The sequence below is a fragment of the Pseudomonas cavernicola genome (assembly GCF_003596405.1).
Classification (GTDB): Bacteria; Pseudomonadota; Gammaproteobacteria; order Pseudomonadales; family Pseudomonadaceae; genus Aquipseudomonas; species Aquipseudomonas cavernicola.
This window is the reverse complement of the sequence record NZ_QYUR01000002.1, coordinates 1,899,667-1,915,948: the sequence shown is the minus strand read 5'-3', so window position 1 is coordinate 1,915,948 and position 16,282 is coordinate 1,899,667. Positions and strand designations below refer to the sequence as shown.

Annotated in this window: 11 protein-coding genes and 1 pseudogene; 3 read left to right on the top strand and 9 right to left on the bottom strand. The window is 63.5% G+C overall.

Annotation, left to right across the window (positions count from 1 at the left end):
* Positions 1-254 precede the first annotated feature (254 nt).
* The gene (locus D3879_RS09220) at positions 255-1,637 is read right to left on the bottom strand and encodes a DUF1329 domain-containing protein (protein ID WP_119953873.1); all 1,383 of its coding nucleotides are present in this window, start codon (positions 1,635-1,637) and stop codon (positions 255-257) included.
* A 23-nt stretch (positions 1,638-1,660) separates the two neighbouring features.
* Positions 1,661-3,297: pseudogene (locus D3879_RS09215) on the bottom strand (DUF1302 domain-containing protein).
* Positions 3,298-3,815: 518 nt separating this feature from the next.
* On the opposite strand from D3879_RS09215, the gene D3879_RS09210 reads away from it, so the two are divergent.
* Both D3879_RS09210 and D3879_RS09205 read left to right on the top strand, forming a co-directional pair.
* On the top strand, positions 3,816-5,558 hold the full coding sequence (locus D3879_RS09210; protein WP_119953871.1) for an FAD-binding protein: 1,743 nt from the start codon (positions 3,816-3,818) through the stop codon (positions 5,556-5,558).
* Positions 5,559-5,721: 163 nt separating this feature from the next.
* Positions 5,722-6,600, top strand: coding sequence for an SDR family NAD(P)-dependent oxidoreductase (locus tag D3879_RS09205; RefSeq protein ID WP_119953869.1), 879 nt, complete (start codon positions 5,722-5,724; stop codon positions 6,598-6,600).
* A gap of 181 nt (positions 6,601-6,781) precedes the next feature.
* Here D3879_RS09205 and D3879_RS09200 read toward each other — a convergent pair whose 3' ends face one another.
* From D3879_RS09200 to D3879_RS09170, 7 genes are all read right to left on the bottom strand, one after another.
* Positions 6,782-7,504, bottom strand: a complete 723-nt coding sequence (locus D3879_RS09200; RefSeq protein WP_119953866.1) for an EthD domain-containing protein — start codon at positions 7,502-7,504, stop codon at positions 6,782-6,784.
* Positions 7,505-7,726: 222 nt separating this feature from the next.
* On the bottom strand, positions 7,727-9,304 hold the full coding sequence (locus tag D3879_RS09195) for a FadD3 family acyl-CoA ligase (protein WP_119953864.1): 1,578 nt from the start codon (positions 9,302-9,304) through the stop codon (positions 7,727-7,729).
* A 71-nt stretch (positions 9,305-9,375) separates the two neighbouring features.
* On the bottom strand, positions 9,376-10,122 hold the full coding sequence (locus tag D3879_RS09190; protein WP_119953862.1) for an SDR family NAD(P)-dependent oxidoreductase: 747 nt from the start codon (positions 10,120-10,122) through the stop codon (positions 9,376-9,378).
* 251 nt (positions 10,123-10,373) lie between these two features.
* On the bottom strand, positions 10,374-11,468 hold the full coding sequence (locus tag D3879_RS09185) for a ferredoxin--NADP reductase (protein ID WP_119953860.1): 1,095 nt from the start codon (positions 11,466-11,468) through the stop codon (positions 10,374-10,376).
* Between the two features lie 13 nt (positions 11,469-11,481).
* Complete coding sequence (locus tag D3879_RS09180; RefSeq protein WP_119953858.1) at positions 11,482-12,237, bottom strand: glucose 1-dehydrogenase; 756 nt, start codon at positions 12,235-12,237, stop codon at positions 11,482-11,484.
* Positions 12,238-12,251: 14 nt separating this feature from the next.
* Positions 12,252-13,904 carry an FAD-binding protein gene (locus tag D3879_RS09175; protein ID WP_119953856.1) on the bottom strand — a complete coding sequence of 551 codons (1,653 nt, stop codon included), beginning with the start codon at positions 13,902-13,904 and terminating at the stop codon, positions 12,252-12,254.
* A gap of 10 nt (positions 13,905-13,914) precedes the next feature.
* On the bottom strand, positions 13,915-14,430 hold the full coding sequence (locus tag D3879_RS09170; RefSeq protein ID WP_119953853.1) for a flavin reductase family protein: 516 nt from the start codon (positions 14,428-14,430) through the stop codon (positions 13,915-13,917).
* A gap of 457 nt (positions 14,431-14,887) precedes the next feature.
* Between D3879_RS09170 and D3879_RS09165 the strand changes: the two genes are divergently transcribed.
* Complete coding sequence (locus tag D3879_RS09165) at positions 14,888-16,072, top strand: flavin-dependent monooxygenase (protein ID WP_119953851.1); 1,185 nt, start codon at positions 14,888-14,890, stop codon at positions 16,070-16,072.
* The last annotated feature ends 210 nt before the right edge of the window (positions 16,073-16,282 follow it).

The window sequence follows — 16,282 nt, the reverse complement described above, 5'->3', positions numbered from 1 at the left end:
GGCTTGGTTACAGAGGTTCGACAGATATGCTGCTGGCGTGCGGATTGTGCTGTGCCGCACGCCGGCTGCAATTGGGCTCCCTGAGCGAACGGGCCGATCAGGGAGCTAGGCTCAGAACCTATTCAATATCTGCTGCGCTTGGCCATGCTGCGTTGAAAACAGGCTCGGACTGCTCATTTACCACTCGTAAACTCCGCGTCCTCGCCTGTTTTCGCCTTGCCTGACCTGCGCTCGCGACGATCTTGAGCAGGTTCTTAGCGCGTACCCAACTTGCGCAGGTTGCCTGGGGTGAAATCGCTTTCCGTGAAGTTGCTGGCATTCAACTTCGCCGGTTGCTGGTCAACCAGCAGCCGGTCGACCAGATAGGAGCCGGCGATCAGGTCATGGTACATACCCAACCGGGCGTGATAACGCTGGGTGTCGTAGGTGTAGATCGAGGCTTGCATGTTGGTGCGCCAAAACTGGCCACGGTTGTCGTAGTTGTCAGCCAGCGTAGCCGCCCAGGAGTCCTCGTCGAGGTAGAGCACGCGCTTGGCGTAGATGTGGCGGCTGCCTTCCTTCAGCTTGGCTTCCAGCACCCAGACGCGGTGTTTCTCATACCGCATATAGTCAGGGTTGACGTGGCCCTTGGTGGCCAGCAACTGCTCGGCCTTCACGCTGGGATCGTCGAGCTTGTAGTTGTGGTAGGGGATGTAGAGCTCTTTCTTGCCCAGGATCGTCCACTCGTAGCGGTCTGGTGCGCCGTTGAACAGACGGTCCTCGTCATAGACGCGAAAGCCGCCAGCACCGGTGGGCGAGTCATAGCCCACAGTGGGTGCGCGACGTACCCGGCGTTGGCCTGGTGCGTACATCCACGCCTGCCGGGGTGAGGCTACGGGGTTGATGAATTCGTGGCCAACGACCATCTCACCTTTCTTGCGCACGGGCTCCATAGTGGTCAGCAGGAAGTGCGACATAACGCCATTGACTGACTCCAACGTAAGGTTCGTGTCGGACCAAGTCGAGAGGATCTTGTAGTTGACCTTCTCGAAGACCTTGTTGCCATCGGCATAGTTCACGACCTGAAGGTAGTCGGCCTCTTCTTTCGCGGCGCGCCCCTGCAGGACGTGGTTGAACATCAGCTCGCTGCCGTTCTTCGGGATCGGGAAGGGCGAGGCGCCGAAGGCGTTCTTGGTGCCGTAGCCGCCGTCGATCAGCTCGGCGTTGAGGGCATTCTGTTTGATGTTGTCATCGGTCTTCTGGTCGTAGCGGAAGTCGCGGTGACTCGGGTAAACCGGGATCTTGAACGTGGTGGGATAGCGTTTGAGCAGCGCCTTCTGGCCATCGCTGAGATTGTCGGCGTACTGCGCCACGTTCTCTGCGGTGATGGTGAACAAGGGTTTTTCATCGGCGTAAGGGTCTGGATAGGGCGTGCCGGGGCCCGCGAATTTCACCTGGGGCGGGGCGCCGCGCCATTTGCCGGACCAGGCGGGGATGCTGCCGTCGGCGTTGCCGGCTTTCTCGGCGCCCATGGGGGTCAGATCTTGACCCAGGCGAGCGGCCTCTTCGTTGCTGACCTTGGCTTGAACGGCAAGGCTGCCGCTGAGCAGGGTAACGGCCAGGGCCGTGCGGAACAGGGTTTGGGTGCTTCTGGTCATGCTGGGTTCCTCCGTCAGAGGCTTCAGAAACGGTATTTGAAGTTGAGGGCGACGTTGTCGCGGTCTGCCAAGGGGGCATTCTTCGAGTTGCCCAGAAAAGCGTTGTAGCTAGCCTCCACGGTGAAGTTGTTGAGGTAACGCCAGGAGCTGGCGACACTCATGCGATCGTCGCCCTCGCCCGAGTTGATCGAGCCCAGTAGCGAGCTATCGCGTTGCGCTGCGGTGCTGTAGGTGATGGGAACCGACATGTCCCAGCCGCTGAACACGTTGTTGTAGTCGAACGAGGCCTGGACGGTGTAGCCCCAGGCGTCTCGGTCCTTGAAGAGCTTGTCGGTTTCCGGAGTGTTGAGGGGCCTATGCCAGGAATGAAGACGGTGAAAGACTCCGCCTTGTCGTTGTCCATGACGTTGTTGTAAACCACTTCACCGACCAGGGTGGTGTTGTCCGCCCAGGAGGTTGGGCCAACCACATGGATCATGGACATCTGCGCTTGCAGGGTTTCGGCACTTACCGCGTGCGGCGGGAGCGGGATGTCGATGGGGAAGCCGAAGCCGTTGAACGTGGTGGCGGTATCGACCAGCACCGGCTGGCCATCGCGGTAGCTGACCTCACCCGAGAAACTGGTGTCGCCGAGTACGGTGGCGAAACTGGCGCCGTATTGGTCGATGTCGTCGAAGTAGCGCACCCGGTAGCTGCCAAAGTCGCTGAGGAAATCCAGCGTCGGAGCCTTGTCGTGGAAACGCGAATAGTAAACACCGAACTCGGTATTGTTCAGCGATTCGGCGGTATAGGTCATGGCCACGCCGTATTGACCGCTGTCGGACGGTTCGTCGTCGTCCAGCCGCTTGAGGAAACCGCTGGCGTCGTTGAAGCCGCCTTCGTCGATCAGGTCGGTGGTGGAGAAGTAGCTGCCGACCCCGAACAGTTCGGTTTTTTCCCACTCGTACTGGTAGTAGGCCTGCAGGTTGAGGTTGTCGGTCAGGCTGTACTGGGCGAACAGCTGGCCGACCGGCAGCAGGATCTCCTTGACCTCGACGCCGGGGGTGGTCGCCTTGGTGGCGTCCACCGGGCTCTGCGCGGACGAGATGCCTTGGTAGAACAGACTCTCACCCCAGCTCACCACCTGATCGCCGAGGCGCAGGTTGAGGTCGCGGCCGGCTACATCCCAGGTGCCATAGAAGTAGGAGTCGAGCAGGCGCAGGTCCTCGCGGTGCTGGTCGATGGTGTCCTGGGGAAAGCGGTCGGGTCTTGCGCACTGACCACCGGCGAAACAGTTGGAGGTGCCGGTGTCATTGTCGTTGCCCTGGTCGTAGACGTTGTCGTAGAAGCCGGCGGCGCGAACGAACAGGCCGTAGTCTTCGCGCCATTTGACGTTGGCTTCGGTGAGGAAGCCGACGCGGTTGTTGATCAGGCTGCCTTTGTCGAAGGCGTTGTCACCGTCGTTGCCATTGGCGTCAGCGGTCAGTCGGTGGTCGCGGTCGTCGGTACGCCAGGCCAGGCCATAGCTCAGGGTGGTGTCCAGATCTATGGCCACCTCATCGCTGGGCTGGAAGGACAGCGCCTGGGCTTGCAGGCTCAAACCGCCAGCCAGGCTTACCAGCGCAAAGCGAATGGCGCTGTTCAGCGGTGTACGGAGTTGGCTTTTTGTTGTTCTTATCATTTTGTTCCTCTCGGTGAGGCAAGGCATCGAGGCCCTACGCTCAAGGTTCAGTTAAGTGAGGCGCGACTGACTATGTGGTCACGGGGGGAATCGCAACATCGTCCATAAAGACTAGTGAGCGCGGACGATCCCCTAAGATCAGTTTGGTTCAAATTCCAGGCTTCGACTGCCGGAGCGCCGCTGCTGATCGTCCGCTCCGGCATGGCGCTGCCCGCCGGGCAGACTGTCTGCGCCGCCCAAAGCCGCCGAAGAAAGCGACAGCCTTGTAGGGCGGGTAAAACCCGCGCGGTAAAGAACTGATGGTTGGCTAATAGTGTGGGCTTGTTTTTATTTGGCGGGTTTCACCCGCCCTACGAAGACAGCCCATACCAGAGCGCCCGCATTCACATCGCCCATACCCCTTTGCCCGTAGTCCCATCGGACGATGTTGCTCGCCGGGGCGGGGATAAGAATCCGTCTAACTGCCGCCGGCCCGTCCGGCGCGCGCCTCTTCGTATAACAAGAAAGGAGCGAGCCGCATGAGTGACGGCAAAATCAACTGGGATGACTGCTGCGATGTGCTGGTGGTCGGCTCGGGAGCGGGGGCCATGACCGCCGCGCTGCGCGCCCATGACCTGGGGCTGAATGTGCTGCTGCTCGAGAAGAGCGCGGAGTATGGCGGCACTTCGGCGGTGTCCGGCGGCGGCATCTGGATTCCGAATAACCATCGGATCGCCGCGCTCGGCGGTACGGACTCGGTGGAGGAGGCGATTCGCTATATCAAAGCGGTGACCCACGGGGAAATCGACGATGGGCGCATCGAGGCCTATGTCGAGCACGGCCGCGAGATGGTCGAGTACCTCGAGCGGCACAGCCGGGTGCGCTTCGAGGCGCAGCCCCACTATGCCGACTATTACCCGGAGGTGGAGGGCGGCAAGCCGGGTTACCGCTCCATGGACCCGCAGCCGTTCGATGCCGCCGAACTGGGTGAGGAATTTTTGCGCATGCGCCCGCCGTCGCCCGGCACCCTGATGATGGGGCGCATGGCCATGACCATGAAGGAGGCGCAGGTGCTGCTCTGCCGTGGGCCGGGTTGGCTCGGCCTGACCCTGCGGGTGATCTGGCGCTACTGGCGGGATAGGGAGGGTCGGCGGCTGTCGCGCCGCGACCGTTTCCTGACCCTGGGCAATGCGCTGATCGGCGCCTTGCGCGCCTCCCTGTTGGACCGCGCGCTACCCCTGTGGCTGAACTGCGCGCTAGAAGAGTTGATAGTCGAGGACGGCCGGGTGAGTGGCGTGCTGGCCAGCCGTGAGGGGCGTCCGCTACGGATCAAGGCGCGCCATGGGGTGATCCTCGCCGCCGGTGGTTTCGAACGTAACCAGGCGATGCGCGAGCAGTATCTGCCACAACCTTCGCTGACCACCTGGAGCGCCACGCCGCCGAACAATACCGGCGACGCCATCCGCGCCGGCCAGGCCATAGGCGCGAACACAGCCCTGATGGGGCACAGTTGGTGGGCGCCCACCACCCATGTTGCGGGTGAGGAAAAACAGCGCGCGCTGTTCGTCGAACGTACCTTGCCCGGCTGCGTGCTGGTCAACTCCGCCGGCCAGCGCTTCGTCAACGAGGCAGCGCCCTACACCGACATCGTCTACGCCATGTATGCCAACAACCGCGAAGGCGCGGTGAGCGTGCCCTGCTGGATGGTCTTCGACGCCGAGTTCCGGCGCAAATACCCCTGCGGCGCGCTGCTGCCCGGTTACGCCCAGCCAGACTGGCAATTGCCAAAGCACCTGCGTGGCTATTTCCACAAGGCCGCGAGCCTGGAGGCCCTGGCCGGGCAGATCGGCGTCGATCCCGCTGGATTGGCGCGCAGCGTGGAGCGCTTCAACGCCATGGCCGTGCAGGGGCGCGACGAGGATTTCCATAAGGGCGAGTCGCTGTTCGACCGCTACTACGGTGATCCCAATGTGCAGCCCAATCCCTGCCTGGCACCGCTGCACAAGGGGCCGTTCTATGCCGTGCGCATCGACGCCGGCGATATCGGTACCAAGGGCGGCCTGCTCACCGACGTGCATGCCCGCGTACTGCATGTGGATGGTCAGCCGATCGCCGGCCTGTATGCGATCGGCAACAGCGCGGCCTCGATGATGGGCCGTACCTACCCGGGTGCCGGCTCCACCATAGGCCCGGCCATGACCTTCGGTTACCTGGCGGCGAACCATATCAAGAACCAGAGCCTGATGATCCAGCGCTTGAGCAGTCCGTCGCTATTAACCTAACTAGTGCCGTAGGTGCCACCCATCGCGGATAAATCCGCTCCCACAGGGAGCCGTGTCCGGCCTGTGAAATGGCCGCGACTGCGGGGCTTTTGTAGGAGCGGATTTATCCGCGAAGCTGAGCCTGAAAACGGCGCCGATCGTGCACAAAATCCAGGAGCTGCATATGAATACAGAACTAACCCAGGTCGCCGTCGTCACTGGCGCCAGTCGTGGCGTCGGCAAGGGCATTGCTCTGGCTCTCGGCGCTGCCGGTATGACCGTCTTCGTCAGCGGCCGCGCCCCCGAACAGGCTGGTTCCAGGCTGCATGGCCAGGCACTCACCGGCTCGCTCGAGGAGACCGCAGAAGCCATCACCCGCGCCGGCGGCCGGGGTATTGCGGTGATCTGCGACCATGCCGACGATGCCCAGGTGCGGGCGCTGTTCGAACGGGTCGAGCGCGAATGCGGGCGTCTCGATTTGCTGGTGAACAACGCCGCCTTTCTCCACGAGAACCTGATCGATCCGGGGCCCTTCTGGGAGAAGCCGCTAGAGCTGGTGCGAATCCTCGAGGTCGGGCTGCGTTCGGCCTATGTCGCCAGCTACCATGCCGCACCGTTGCTGGTGCGCGGCGGCCACGGACTGATCGCCTTTACCTCCTCGTTCGGTGCCGGCTGCTATATGCACGGGCCGGCCTACGGCGCGCAGAAGGCCGGTTGCGACAAGCTGGCAGCGGACATGGCAGTCGATTTCGAAGGCACTGGGGTGGCTGCGCTGTCCCTCTGGCTGGGGCCGCAGCTGACCGAGCGCACACGTATCGCCGGCGAAAACCACGGCGAGCAATATGAGGCGTTTTTGGCCCAAGCCGAGACGCCGCAGTTCAATGGCCAGGTGATCCATGCGCTGCTCAATGATCCTGAACTGTTGAGCTTGAGCGGGCAGACCCTGGTCACCGCCGAGATCGCCCCGCGCTATGGCATCAGCGAGGCCGAAGGCCGCCAGCCGCCGTCCTACCGCGAGATGCTCGGCGCGCCGCGGCTGCAGCATCCGGCCCGGGTTGTGTAGGGTGGGTTAGAGCGTAGGGTGGGTTAGGCCGCAGGCCGTAACCCACCATTTGCTTACGTGCGGCGTTCCTGGCGGCTCGCCGCATTTCCCCCATCCATGTGGGTCACAAGCTCGCACCTACATGACTGGCTGGGAGTGATGTGTTGTTTTGATTCGGCGCAATACGCTGCGCTATTGCGTCCTACGATACTGCCGCCGGCGCGTTGAGGATGTACTGGCTGGTTGGCAGCACATCGATCTTGTCGAAGTCGATAAAGCGCTGGCAGCTCTCTATCATCGCGGCCAGGTTGCGTTGGTATTTCTCCTCATCGCCCACGGCGTCGAAGAACGCCTGTGGATCGGTCATGGCCTCTGGGGGGAAGCCTTCCTCGACTATGGCGTCGATCTGCGGTGCACCCGGGGTCAATGGGTTTACCACCAGGTTCTGCACATAGAGGAAGGTGTCCTGGGTGTCGATAGCCACTTGGGTGTGGTGGTTACGCCAGATATCCAGCCAGGCGGCGGGCGTCAGCCGGGGCGGGCGGGTGAGGAATGCGAGCTGGGAAAAACCATGGGTTCGCTCGCCCACACTCGCTGGATAGCGGGTGTTGCGGATCGGCACGGATTCGCTGACCAGATAGCCGGCCAGCCGGGAAACCGCGGCGGCTATGACTTCTTCGAAGGGGCGGCGGAACTGCCCATTGGCTCTATCGAGCCAGAACGACACAGTGCCATCCATCAGCGGCTGGTTGTTCGCCTGGCGCAGTCCGGCGGCCGGCTCGACCTGCTTGTCCACGACATTCACCTGCAGCCCTCTGGCGCCGAGGACGAGAAGCTGTTCTGCGACTTCGTTGCGCAGGCGCCGGGCGAACTCTTCATTGCTGGTCTGGGTATCGCGCCAGACGCTATAGATGACTTTTTCCATGGCAGGCAGTGCCCTCGGTTGTCGGTGTCGGAGTAGGGGTGTCCAGAATCATTAGGCCAGATCAGACAGGCTCCTATGCCTTGGCCTGGTGACCATGCTATAGCCAGGGAGTGCCGCCACATCGTCTATCCAGACTAATGCTCGACGTATTGGAACCAGGTCTGCGCACGCATCGCGAGCAGAGGGCTCGGCGTCCCCCTCGCGCCTACATTTTCAGGTGCTTCAAACCGCCGCCGAAGCCAGTTCGCGCAAGGCATTCTTGGTCACTTTGCCCGAGGCATTCAACGGCATGGCCTGCACCACCTGCACCCGCCGCGGCACTTTGTAATTGGCCATCTGCTCGCGGCACCAGGCGATAAAGGCCGGCTCTTCGACCGTGTTACCGGGCGTCGGCAGCAGGAAGGCCATGGCCACCTCGCCGAGGCGTTCGTCGGGGATGCCGATCACCGCGACCTGGGCCAGCCCCGGGTACTTGAGTAGGCACTGCTCGATCTCCGCCGGGTAGACGTTGAAGCCGCCGGTGATAAACATGTCCTTCAGCCGGTCGGTGATGCGCAGATAGCCCTGTTCGTCGAGTACGCCGATATCCCCGGTATGCAGCCAGCCGTCGCTGTCGATGGTCTCCAGGCTTGCCTGGGGATCGTTGAAGTAGCCCTGCATCAGGTTGTAGCCGCGCACCAGCACCTCACCGGGCTCGCCTGGCGGTAGCAGGTGGCCCTCGGCATCCACGCAGCAGATCTCGATGCCGGGCATGGCTCGCCCGCTGGTAGTGGCGACTAGCTCGGGCGCATCCCCGGCACGGCAGATGGTGGCGAAGCCGCAGACTTCGGTCAGCCCGTAGGCGGTGATGATGGTCTGGAAGCCCAGCTCGTCGCGCATGCGATGGATCATCTGCACCGGAATTGCCGCCGCGCCGGTCACCGCCACGCGTAGCGAGGACAGGTCGTACTGCGCCCGTTGCGGGTGGGCGAGGAGCGATTGATACAGAGTCGGTGGCCCCGGCAGCACGCTGATACGCTCGCGCGCCACACACTCCAGCACCGCCTGCACATCGAACACCTGTTGCGGCAGGATGGTGCAGCCGCGCATCAGCGCCGCCAGCCAGCCGGCCTTGTAGCCAAAGGAGTGGAAGAACGGATTGACGATCAGGTAGCGGTCGCCCTCGCGCAGGCCGACCACCGCGCTCCAGTCGCGTACCACCATAAGGTTCTGCCCATGCTGGGTCATGACCCCCTTAGGATTGCCGGTGGTGCCGGAGGTGAACAGCAGATCGGAGAGCGACTGCGGGTTGACCGCCTCTTCGCGCACCACCAACTCGGCCGGTGAAATTTCGGCGGCCAGGGAGAGAAAATCTGCCCAGGCCAGAGCGCCGTGGCTGGCGCCGCGCAGGCTGACGATTCGGCGCAAGGCCGGCAAGGATTCGCCCTCCAGCAGGCGCGGATAGTCGACACCGAGAAATTCGCCGATCACGAACAACAGGCTGGCACCGCTCTCGCGCAGGACGAAACCGGCCTCGGCGCCCTTCATTCGCGTGTTCAACGGCACCAGGGCGGCGCCGATGCTTTGCAGCGCCGTGGCCGCGACTATCCATTCCCAGATATTCGGTGCCCAGATCGCCACCCGCTCACCGGCCTGCACACCCAGCGCCAGCAAGGCGCGGGCGGCCTGGCGGCGCAGTTGGTCGAGTTCGCGGTAGCTGATTCGCCGGCCGGCTTCCTCAATGGCTGAGCTGTCGCCGTAGGCCCGGGCCGCGGCGGCTATGAGTTGCGGAATGGTTACGGCGTTTTCCACGGACGGCATGGGGCCTCCTCCAGCAGAGGATAAAAGCGGATGGGAGTTGGCCGGGCAGGGTGCCCGGCCAGTGATGCGTGTTACTGCGCCGGTGGGGCGAAACGGCGGCCGGCGGAGAAACCACCATCCACCGCGATCATCTGCCCACTGACGAAGGAGGCCTCGTCGGAGGCGAGGAACAGTGCCACGTTGGCCACTTCCTCCGGCTGCCCGGAGCGGCAGAGCATGTGCTGTGAGGTGAAGTAAGCGTGGAAGGCCTCATGCTCGCGCACCATATGGGTCATTGGCGTTTCGATCAGCCCAGGGCAGAGGCCGTTGACGCGGATATTCGCATAACCATAATCGATCGCCATGGAGCGGGTCAGCTGGTTGATGCCGCCCTTGGCCACGTTGTAGGCGACGTTGCCGTCGCAGCCCTGCAGGCCGAAGATCGAGCCGATATTGATGATCGAACCGCTGCGCTGGGCTTCCATCTGCGGCAATACGTACTTGCTGGTGAGCATGCTGCCGGTCAGGTTGATGTCCAGCACCCGTTGCCAACTGGCGGTTTCGATGGCGGTGACACTGCCCTGATCGGCGATGCCAGCGGCGTTAACCAAGGCATCGATGCGGCCAAAGCGCGAGATGATCTCACTCATCAGCTGCTGGATACGGGCCTCGTCGCGTACGTCCAGGGTCATGAACAGGCCGGGAAACTCCGCCGGTGCAGCGCCGATATCCAGCCCCACCACCTGCGCGCCTTCCTCGGCGAAGCGGCGCACACAAGCCAGACCTATACCCGAAGCGGCACCGGTCACGACCGCCACCTTGTTCTGCAAACGTGCCATAACTGAACCTCATTATTGTTGTGGGCCAAGTTCTTCGTTCGGAGTCTAACCGCAGCTCGGCCGCCGGTGATCGTCCATTGGGACTAACCGGTGGGCAAGCGCCGGCCGGCGGGAAGAGACTAGCTTTTGTAGGAGCGGATTTATCCGCGATGGGGCCGCCAAAGCATCGCGGATAAATCCGCTCCTACAGAGGCCAATAAAAAAACCCGGCCGAAGCCGGGAAAAAAGGGGTAGGCGTTCAGGCCAACTCCTCAATCTGGAAATTTCAGCCGCACCCGTGCACTGGTCGGCCGGCTCTGGCAGGCCAGGGTCCAACCCTCGGCCAACTCCTGCGTACTCAGTACATCGTTGCGCGCCAACAGGGTTTCACCTTCTTGTACCCGGCACATGCAGGCGCCGCAGAAGCCCTCCTCGCAGGAGGAGGGCACATCCAGCCCGGCCACCTTGCAGCTCTGCAACAGGGTATCGCCAGGCCGGCAGGTTATTTCGTGAAGCTGGCCATCCAACTCGACGGCCAAGACTTCGCAGGCCGAGCCGGCAGCTGCCGCACGCGCCTCGACCTCCTGCGCCAACAGTTCATCCGGATCGGGCGGCGAGACGAAGCGTTCGACATGAATGCGCGCCGGTGCCTCGCCTAGGCCTAGTAACGCCCGTTCCACCGTGTCCATAAAAGGGCCGGGGCCGCAGATAAAGAACTCGGCACCAGCATGGCCGCGTACCAGGTGTCGGACTTCTTCCGTCGTCAGATATCCCTGCAGCGAATCCAGTACATGTATCACTTCCAACCGCTCGCCGTTGGCCTTGGCCAGCTGGCGCAGTTCGTCGCGGAAGATCACCGAGCTCTCGTCGCGATTGGCGTAGATCAGCTTGATCCGCCGCTGGCTGGTCCGCAGCGCCGACTTGAGGATGGAGAACACCGGGGTAATGCCAGAGCCGCCGCCGAACAGGACTATGTCGCTGTCGCTCGCCGTCTGGTGGCTCTGGTTTAAACAGAAGTGTCCCGCTGGGGGCAGCACCTCCAGCCAGTCGCCGGCTTGCACCCGTTGGTTCATCCAGTTGGACACCCGGCCGCCCTCGACCCGCTTGACCGTTACCTTGGGCAAGGCATCGCAATCCGGCGAGCTGGCCATGGAGTAACAGCGGGTCAGCAACTTGCCTTCATAAGGCACGCGAAAGCTGAGGAACTGCCCCGGTTTGTAGTGGAAGCGTTCGCTCAGTTCCGCTGGCACGCGCAGTACCAGCGAGCGGGCGTCGGCCGTTTCGTCGATCACCTCGGCCACTTCCAACCGGTAGACGCCTAGCGGCGCCTGTCCGGCAGGCGTCAGGTTCAGCTGCTGCGTGCCCATGCTCACCTCCGTCTCAGATACCGCTGATCAACTGGGCGTTGTCCACGCGGATCTCGGCGCCGTTGACGAAGCGCGACTCGTCCGAGGCGAGGAACAGCACTACGCTGGCGATATCCTGCGGCGCGCACATACGGTTCATCGGGTCCTGGTCCAGGATTTCTTGGGGGATCGGCTGACCACCGGCGAGGGCTTGGGTCATCGGCGTGTTGATGCCGTCCGGGTGCACGCTGTTGCAGCGGATGCGGTAGCCCTGCTGCTTGCAGTGCAGGGCGACGGAACGGGTCATGGCCGCCACTGCGCCCTTGGAGGCGGAGTAGGCGCAGAACATCGGCATGCCGCCGAGGGCCGCCACCGAGGACATATTGACGATGGAACCGCCGCCACTTTCCTTCATCGCCTGCACCGCGTACTTGCAACCGAGGAAGTAGCCCTCGCCGTTGATTTTCTGCACTTTCTGCCATAGCTCCAGGCTGGTGTCTTCGATGCTGCCGAGGGCGAGGATGGCGGCGTTGTTCACCAGCACGTCGAGGCGGCCGAAGGTTTCCAGGGTGACCTTGATGACGTTCTGCCAATCGGCCTCGCTAGCGATGTCCTGGTGGATAAACAGGGCGTTGGCGCCGATCTCGGCAGCGACCTGGCGGCCGGCCTCGTCGTTCAAGTCGGTAAGCACCACCTTGGCGCCCTCGCGGGCCAGTAGCAGCGCGTCCTCGCGGCCAACGCCGCTGGCGGCACCGGTGATGATGCAAACTTTGCCTTCTACGCGTTTCATTGTTGTTCTCCTGATCAGGCGGTTTCGAGTGAAGTGTGTGTGGCTACATGGGCGCCGGCGCGGCGGCCGGAATAGACGCAGTCGGCCAGTGACAGGCCGGACACATAGAGGTTGGAAGCTATGCCCACGGCATTGCGCCCGGCGCTGTACAGGCCGGTAATCGGTGCGCCCGAGTCGTTCAGTACCTGCCCGCTGCGCTCGCAGACCTTGAGTCCGCCGAGGGTGATGGCCGGACAGGGGAACAGGCGGCTGTCGAAGGACAGGTCGAGGGCGTACCAGGGCCCTTGTTCCAGGGAGGCGAGCATGGCCGACGACTTACCGAAGGCATCGGCCACCTCACCGCGGGCGGCGCGGTTGTAGGCGGCCAGGCTCTGCTCCAACTGCACCGCCGGCAGGCCGCAGCGCTCGGCCAGTGCGGCCGGGCTGGTGGCGCGTTTGGCGTTAAACAGCAGGTTGATCAGCACAGGCAAACGCTGGAACTGCCAGACTTTGCCGGGTCCGACCTGACGCAGCGCTTCGCGCACCAGAGCCTTATTGAGGATCAGGATGGCGCGGCCGCCCTGTTCCTCGACCATGGCGTGGCCGAGCGTGGCGCCATACACCTCTTCGTTGCAGTAACGTTGGCCGGCGCCGTTGACGATCAGTCCACGGGCCCAGGCCAGCGGCGGGTTGATAAAGCGCCAGGCGCTGACCTTGTCCATCCGCGCCAACGCGGCGCCGGCGCTCTGTCCGAGGCGGATGCCGCTGCCGTCGCAGCCGGTGGTGCCCAGTGGCAGGCCGGCCAAGTAGTGCGGTGCGTGCTGACGAACCAGCGCGCGGTTGAAGATAAAACCACCGGCGCTCAGCAGCACGCCGCGTTCGGCGCGGATCAGCCGGCGCTCGGCGTGGACCTGTTCGATCCGCCGCAGACGCACACGCAAACTATCGGCCAATGCCGGGGCGTACATGTGGATTGCCGTGGCCCAGCGTGCCAGGCGCCCATGCCAGCGCGCCGCGCGGCTGCCGGCAGGCAATTGCCAGGCTTCGACCCCGAGCACTTCATCGCGCTCGTTGAGCACCAGGCGGCGCACTTCGCACTGGCTGTGCAGGCGCACGCCACGGCTGAGGGCGGCAGCTTTCAGCGGAGCGAATAGACTGGCGCCGGACATCCCCGGGCCTTTTGCCCGGTGCCCGCGCGGTGCCGGCGGCGCTTGCTCGGCATAGGCCGGCACCGCTTCGTTGCCGGAGTAATAGAGGTAGTACTGGTCGGTCGGGTAGGAGGTTTTATGCGGCGGCACGCTGGCTTCGAAAGTCACGCCTTGGCGTTCCAACCAAGCCAGCTGTTCACAGCTGCGTTCGCAAAAATCGCGCAGAGTCGCAGCGGACACCGCCTCGCCGACCTCTTGGCGCAGGTAGCGGAACATCGCCTCGCTGCCATCACTGTAACCAGCTTGCTGCTGGTAAGGCGTACCGCCGCCGGCATAGACCACGCCGCCGCTGATCGCGGTAGCGCCGCCGCCGGCGAAGCGTTCCAGGGCTAGCACGGACAACCCACGGCTGGCCGCCTCGATAGCCGCGCAGGCCCCGGCGCCGCCGAAGCCGACCACCAGCAGTTCGGCTTGGTCGTCCCAGGTCAACTGCTCGGCGGTCGCAACCCGCAATGGCGGCAAAGCCTCTATTCCATTCATGTTGCGCGCCTCAGCCGGCCGCCGCGAGGGTCGGCACGGGTGCAGCGGTGGTGGTGTAGGAACCATCCAGATAAACCAGCGGGCTGATCGTCTCGCCGTTGTAAATCTGTTGGATGCGGCCGATGAAGATGCTGTGGGTGCCGTAGGTGAACTTACCGTCCTGGCGACAGAGGATGGCCGACTGTGCATCGCCCAGGTAGGGAATACCTTCGGCGCTGCTCAGCCAGTTGCCGCGCTGGAACCGCGCCTCGCCCTTGATCGGCCCGCTGCACAGCAGCGACAGCTCTTCCTGTTCCAGGCCGAGGATGTTCACGCAGAAGTCCGCGCCGGTATCCAGCACCGCATGCAGGGAGGCTGTTTGGTTGACGCAGATCAGCAGCGAAGGCGGCTCGGTGCTCAGCGAGTCGACCGCGGTGGCGGACATGGCGAAACGCTCGCGGCCGTTGCTGGTGGTGATGATGGTCACGGACTTGGCCAGGCGGCGCATGGCCTGGAGCATCTCGGCTTTCAGATTGGCTTCGTTCATCGCACGGCCCTCTCGTTGTGCATGGAGTGCGATGGATTCTTGCAACGGCTCACGGCGGCAACATCGTCCGAGGGGACTAGTCGAGCGCGGAATCCCGGTGGGCCGGGCTGCATACCGTAGGAGCGTATCCCGCCTGCGAAATGGCTGCGGCTGCGGAGCTTTTGTAGGAGCGGATTTATCCGCGAAGCAGAGCCCGAAAACGACACCGATCCTGCAGAAAGAAGCCTGGGCATGGGCCGCGATAGCTGCGTTGAGCGGAAGGCCCCATCGCGGATAAATCCGCTCCTGCAGGAAGTGGGCGAGAGAGAACATCCATATGGTCCGTTTGAGGGATGTTCGCCGGCCCAGGCGTTGTTTGAATGCCCGCGTAGGGTCGGCCGCCGGTCTTCTGTAGCGCGGCCCGCTACCCGCAGAACGCGCGCCCCGGCGGACGGGGTGAACACAGGAGAACAACAAGATGCTCGACCAAGACCTGATTCGCCAGCGTCTGATCCAACGTGCCCGCGAGCTGGTGCCGTTGCTGCGCGAACGCGCGCCACAGGCCGCGCAGCTCGGCCAACTGCCGGAGGAGACCATTCGCGATTTCCAGGAGGCCGGTTTCTTTCGCATCCTCCAACCCGCCCGCTGGGAGGGCTACGAGCTGGAGCCCAAGGACTTCTTCGAGGTGCAGATGACCCTCGCCGAAGGCTGCATGTCTTCAGCCTGGGTACTCGGCGTGGTGGCCATCCACAACTGGCAGCTGGCGCTGTTCGACGACCGCGCCGCGCAGGACGTCTGGGGCCAGGACTCCAGCGTGCTGATCTCTTCCTCTTATATGCCGGTGGGCAAGGTCGAGCGGGTCGACGGCGGCTTTCGCCTGAGCGGCCGGTGGGGGTTTTCCTCCGGCAGCAAACACTGCGACTGGGTGTTCCTCGGCGCCATGGTGCCACCGGCAGAGGTGGGCGGGGCGCCGGACTACCGGACCTTCCTGCTACCACGCGGCGATTACCAGATCCTCGACAACTGGAACGTGATGGGCCTGGAAGCCACCGGCTCCCACGATATTCTGGTGGAGAACGCCTTCGTTCCCGAGTACCGCACGCATCGCGCCCTGGATGGTTTTATGCAGCACAGCCCGGGCAACGCGGTGAACACCGCGCCGCTGTTTCGCCTGCCGTTCGGACAGATCTTCGTGCGCGCCGTGTCTTCCTCGGCGATCGGCGCCTTGCAGGGTGCAGTCGACCAGTTCGTCGAACACAACCGTGCGCGGGTCGGCGTCAACGACGGGCGCAAGATGGTCCAGGACCCGGCGGCGCAGACCGCGCTGGCAAACGCGATGGTTTGCGTCGACGAATGCAAGACGGTGCTGTTGCGCAATTTCGCCCTGATGCTGCAACGCGCGCAACATGGCGAGCCGTTGAGCATGCCGGAGCGGGTGAAGATGCGTTACGACTCGGCACTGGTGGCCGACAAGTGCGCGCGGGCGGTCTCCGAGCTGATGTTCAACAGCGGTGCCTCGACCATCTTCCGCAGCCACGTGATCAACCGCGCCTTCCGCGACATCCACACCGGCCGCGCTCACGTCGCCAACAGCCCGGCCAAATACGCCTGGAACCTCGGTGGCGTGAGCATGGGGCAGGACAGCAGCGACTTCTTCCTCTGAGCCGGTCGTAGGGTGTGGGCTTCAGCCCACCGAAAAGCGCAACACGGTGGGCTGAAGCCCACCCTACGGTTCTACAAGAGCGGCGCGGATGCTGAGGTTGGGGTGTAGGAGCGGATTTATCCGCGATAGGGACCTCTGCCTAACACAGCATCGCGGCTAAAGCCGCTCCTACAAAAAAGGGCCGGCCACAGACCCAGAAAAACCCATGCA

What these genes read in the sequence shown, in the direction of transcription:
- D3879_RS09195 (WP_119953864.1), bottom strand. Translation starts at nt 9,304, where the DNA reads ATGCCGTCCGTGGAAAACGCCGTAACCATTCCGCAACTCATAGCCGCC.
- D3879_RS09185 (WP_119953860.1), bottom strand. Translation starts at nt 11,468, where the DNA reads ATGGGCACGCAGCAGCTGAACCTGACGCCTGCCGGACAGGCGCCGCTA.
- D3879_RS09205 (WP_119953869.1), top strand. Translation starts at nt 5,722, where the DNA reads ATGAATACAGAACTAACCCAGGTCGCCGTCGTCACTGGCGCCAGTCGT.
- D3879_RS09180 (WP_119953858.1), bottom strand. Translation starts at nt 12,237, where the DNA reads ATGAAACGCGTAGAAGGCAAAGTTTGCATCATCACCGGTGCCGCCAGC.
- D3879_RS09190 (WP_119953862.1), bottom strand. Translation starts at nt 10,122, where the DNA reads ATGGCACGTTTGCAGAACAAGGTGGCGGTCGTGACCGGTGCCGCTTCG.
- D3879_RS09170 (WP_119953853.1), bottom strand. Translation starts at nt 14,430, where the DNA reads ATGAACGAAGCCAATCTGAAAGCCGAGATGCTCCAGGCCATGCGCCGC.
- D3879_RS09165 (WP_119953851.1), top strand. Translation starts at nt 14,888, where the DNA reads ATGCTCGACCAAGACCTGATTCGCCAGCGTCTGATCCAACGTGCCCGC.
- D3879_RS09175 (WP_119953856.1), bottom strand. Translation starts at nt 13,904, where the DNA reads ATGAATGGAATAGAGGCTTTGCCGCCATTGCGGGTTGCGACCGCCGAG.
- D3879_RS09210 (WP_119953871.1), top strand. Translation starts at nt 3,816, where the DNA reads ATGAGTGACGGCAAAATCAACTGGGATGACTGCTGCGATGTGCTGGTG.
- D3879_RS09220 (WP_119953873.1), bottom strand. Translation starts at nt 1,637, where the DNA reads ATGACCAGAAGCACCCAAACCCTGTTCCGCACGGCCCTGGCCGTTACC.
- D3879_RS09200 (WP_119953866.1), bottom strand. Translation starts at nt 7,504, where the DNA reads ATGGAAAAAGTCATCTATAGCGTCTGGCGCGATACCCAGACCAGCAAT.